This is a genomic window from Bradyrhizobium sp. th-b2, assembly GCF_000426785.1.
Classification (GTDB): domain Bacteria; phylum Pseudomonadota; class Alphaproteobacteria; order Rhizobiales; family Xanthobacteraceae; genus Bradyrhizobium; species Bradyrhizobium septentrionale.
This window is the reverse complement of the sequence record NZ_AUGA01000182.1, coordinates 1-3,820: the sequence shown is the minus strand read 5'-3', so window position 1 is coordinate 3,820 and position 3,820 is coordinate 1. Positions and strand designations below refer to the sequence as shown.

3 protein-coding genes and 1 riboswitch are annotated in these 3,820 nt (G+C 62.2%); all 3 genes read left to right on the top strand.

The window, feature by feature from the left end; translation table 11 throughout:
- Positions 1–111 precede the first annotated feature (111 nt).
- Positions 112–326, top strand: a riboswitch (cobalamin riboswitch).
- A 253-nt stretch (positions 327–579) separates the two neighbouring features.
- Positions 580–2,373: a ribonucleoside-diphosphate reductase subunit alpha gene (locus tag K359_RS0147190; RefSeq protein WP_224496569.1), complete on the top strand. Its 1,794-nt coding sequence runs from the start codon at positions 580–582 to the stop codon at positions 2,371–2,373.
- Positions 2,364–3,437, top strand: a complete 1,074-nt coding sequence (locus tag K359_RS0147185; protein ID WP_198031293.1) for a ribonucleotide-diphosphate reductase subunit beta — start codon at positions 2,364–2,366, stop codon at positions 3,435–3,437. The genes K359_RS0147190 and K359_RS0147185 overlap by 10 nt, the downstream gene beginning before the upstream one ends.
- A 155-nt stretch (positions 3,438–3,592) precedes the next feature.
- Positions 3,593–3,820, top strand: a 228-nt coding sequence (locus K359_RS64110) for a hypothetical protein (RefSeq protein WP_210164119.1), incomplete at its 3' end; no start/stop codon positions are given.

The following is a 3,820-nucleotide window of genomic DNA, read 5'->3' as shown; positions in this document are numbered from 1 at the left end:
GGGGGGCATTTGCTCGAACAGAGCGTTGCGGGCCCGGACCCGGAGCGGACGTGGCGTCCTGCGTCTCGACTCCCCTGGCACAAGCCTTGACGAATCTCGACGCGCGGCGTCTGTATGTAGATCTGCCACGGTCTTCCATTCTGCATCTAGTAGGATGGAAGCTAAGAGGGAACCCGGTGCGCCGGTAACGGCTATTCCGGGGCTGCCCCCGCAACTGTAAGCGGCGAGCGGTTGTCATAATGGTCACTGGCCGCGACAGCACCGGGAAGGCCGACAGCCGCAGCGACCCGCGAGCCAGGAGACCTGCCGCGACAGAATAGAACGTCCTCGGGCGGGGTGCCCCGTGCGTCGCTTGCAGCCTGGGACGTTTGACCCGTCTCCTCGCAAGTCGTGCGCGTGGCTTCACCCCCCAACATCGCGGGGTTGCCGATGTCGCCGTCTTACGATTTCAATCAGCATGGTCATCTAATTGAGTGGCCGAGTGTGCGGCCGTGGCCGGCGCGGCCAAAGTCTGCCGCGCCTCAGCGGTGTGTTGTGCCGCCGCCGTCATCGGCTCCGCTGCCGCGGCCTCTCGCGCCATTGCCAAAGCCGTCCGATCTCACGCTCGATCGATCGCGCGACGGCCTGCTGACCGCGTTCGGCAAGCTAACGCTGACCGATCGCTATCTGCTCGTCGGCGAAAGCATCCAGGACATGTTCGCGCGGGTGTCCTGTGCCTTCGCGGACGATGTTGCGCACGCCCAACGTCTCTATGACGCGATGTCTCGGCTGTGGTTCATGCCAGCCACGCCGGTGCTGTCCAATGGCGGCACCACGCGCGGCCTGCCAATCTCGTGCTTCCTTAACTCGGTGTCGGACTCGCTCGAAGGAATCGTTGGCACCTGGGACGAAAACGTGTGGCTTGCCTCCAACGGGGGCGGTATCGGCACGTACTGGGGCAATGTTCGCTCGATCGGAGAGAAGGTGAAGGGCGGCGTCAGCTCAGGCGTCATCCCGTTCATCCACGTCATGGACGGCCTGACGCTGGCGATCAGCCAGGGCTCGTTGCGGCGCGGCTCGGCGGCGGTCTATCTCGATATCCAGCATCCCGAGATCGAGGAGTTTCTCGAGATCCGCAAGGCGTCCGGCGACTTCAACCGCAAGAGCCTCAACCTGCATCACGGCATCAACCTCACCGACGAGTTCATGCGTGCCGTGGGCGCCGGCACCGCGTTCGCTCTGCGCAGCCCGAAGACGAACGAGGTCGTCCGCGAGATCGACGCGCGACAGCTATGGCAACGCATTCTTGAGAACCGGTTGCAGACAGGCGAGCCTTATCTCTTGTTCATCGACACCGTGAATCGCGCGCTTCCCAAGCACCAGCGCGAGCTCGGTCTCAAGGTCTCGACCTCCAACCTGTGCAGCGAGATTACGCTCCCGACCGGCATCGACCATCGCGGCGAGGAGCGCACCGCGGTGTGCTGTCTGTCATCGCTCAACCTCGAGACCTGGGACCAATGGAATGAGGAACCCGGCTTCATCGAGGACGTCATGCGCTTCCTTGACAACGTGCTCACCCACTTCATCACGACGGCGCCGGAGGGTATGAAGCGGGCCCGCTACGCCGCCCTGCGCGAGCGCTCCGTCGGACTTGGCGTGATGGGCTTCCACTCGTTCCTCCAGGCGAATGGCATTCCAATGGAGAGTGGCTTGGCGAAATCATTCAATCTAAAGATGTTTCGGAAGATCCGGGGTGATGCCGACGCGGCATCCGTCGCCCTTGCTCGCGAGCGTGGCCCGTGCCCGGATGCCCTGGAACGTGGCGTGATGGAGCGCTTCAGCCAGAAGATCGCGATCGCGCCGACTGCTTCGATCAGCATCATCTGCGGCGGCACCAGCGCATGCATCGAGCCGATCCCGGCCAACATCTACACCCACAAGACGTTGTCTGGTGCCATCTCGGTACGTAATCCTCATCTGACCAGGGTACTGATCGCCAAGGGCGCCGACACCCCGGTGACCTGGCAGTCGATCATTGCGCAGGAGGGTTCGGTCGCCCATCTCGACATTCTGTCGGAACACGAGAAAGCGGTGTTTCGCACCGCCTTCGAGGTCGACCAGCGCTGGATCGTCGAGCTTGCAGGCGACCGGGCCGCATTCATCTGCCAGAGCCAGTCAATCAACCTCTATCTGCCGGCCGAGGTCGATAAGTGGGACCTCCACATGCTGCACTGGACGGCGTGGAAGCGTGGGGTGAAGAGCCTTTATTACTGCCGTTCAAAATCGATCTCGCGCGCGGCGTTCGCCGGCAAGATCGTCGACGATGACGAGGCCGCGCCGCGGCAGCCGCCTGCGCAGCGCGCCGATTATGAGGAGTGCCTCGCATGTCAATGATCGATCTCTCGTCTGTCGATCCGCGCACGCTGATCGGCAAGGGGCGCGTTGGTCTCCTTGACTCGACGGGCAGCTATGACGTTGATCGCTACGCTTGGGCCTACGAGTTCTGGAAGCGTCAGCAGCAGACGCATTGGATGGCCGAGGAGGTGCCGCTCGGCAACGACCTCAAGGACTGGGCGTCGGACCGCGTCACCGCCAGCGAGCGCGCGCTGCTCACCCAGATCTTTCGCTTCTTTACTCAGTCGGACATCGAGGTCGGTGACAATTATCTCAAGCGATACATCCCGATTTTCCAGCCGCTCACCGTCCAGATGATGATGGCGGCCTTCACGAACATGGAGACGGTCCACATCGACGCCTATGCGCTGCTGCTCAAGACGCTCGGCATGCCCAAGACCGAGTTCGAGGCATTTCGCAGCTATGCGCAAATGCGCGCCAAGGCGGACTACATGCACGAGTTCGGCGTTGACACCGTGGCCGATGTCGCGCGCACCCTGGCTATGTTCGGCGCCTTTACCGAAGGCATGGCGTTGTTCGCGAGCTTCGCTATGCTGCTCAATTTTCCGCGCCACAACAAGATGAACGGCATGGGACAGATCGTAAGCTGGTCGGTGCGCGACGAGAGTCTCCACTGCGAGGGCGTCATCAAGCTGTTTCACGAATGGCACCGCGAGACCGGCGCCGTGACGCGCTCGGTCCGTGACGACATCGTCGATGTCGCCAGAACGATGGTAAAGCTGGAGGAGAACTTCGTCGATCTCGCCTTTGGCCTGGGCAAGATCGAGGGCATGCGTCCTGAGCAGATCCACGCCTACGTCCGTTATGTCGCCGACTGGCGACTGACCCAACTCCGGATTGCCCCGGTTTTCGGCTTCTTCAAGGCCGAGGAGGATGGGTTCACGCAGCTCAAGCCGCATCCGCTGCCTTGGCTCGTCGAGATTCTCAATGGGGTCGAGCACGCCAATTTCTTCGAGCAGCGCGCCACGGAGTACTCCAAGGCGGCGAGCCGAGGCAGCTGGGACGGCGAGGACGGGGTGTGGGCGGCTTTCGGCCGTATGTAGGCAACCGGAACAGCATGCGTCCGTTCATACATCTTGGAGGTTCGCGGAAGTCCTCTGCTGCGGCTTCCGGCGGCACAGCGGACTCAAGCGGCATCATCCACGCCGCTCGAAAATCATAACGGGGGAACACCCGCCCACGGGGCTGATGTACCAAAGTGAAGTCTGATCTTGTGCTGAGTTGCTTCGGTGCGGCAGACTTCGAAAAGGCGATCACAATCGTTGCAATTTGCAGGACCAAGCGCGGGCATTGGTCGGCGATCTTTGAGGCGCGCTCGCCTTGCGGGAAAGTCGGCGTGACCTCATCGATGCGGACCAATGGAACCGGTTTATGCACACCTGCACAAAAGGGCGGCGAAAGCCTGAGTGGAAGCCGCCAGTCTGTT

What these genes read in the sequence shown, in the direction of transcription:
- K359_RS0147185 (WP_198031293.1), top strand. Translation starts at nt 2,364, where the DNA reads ATGTCAATGATCGATCTCTCGTCTGTCGATCCGCGCACGCTGATCGGC.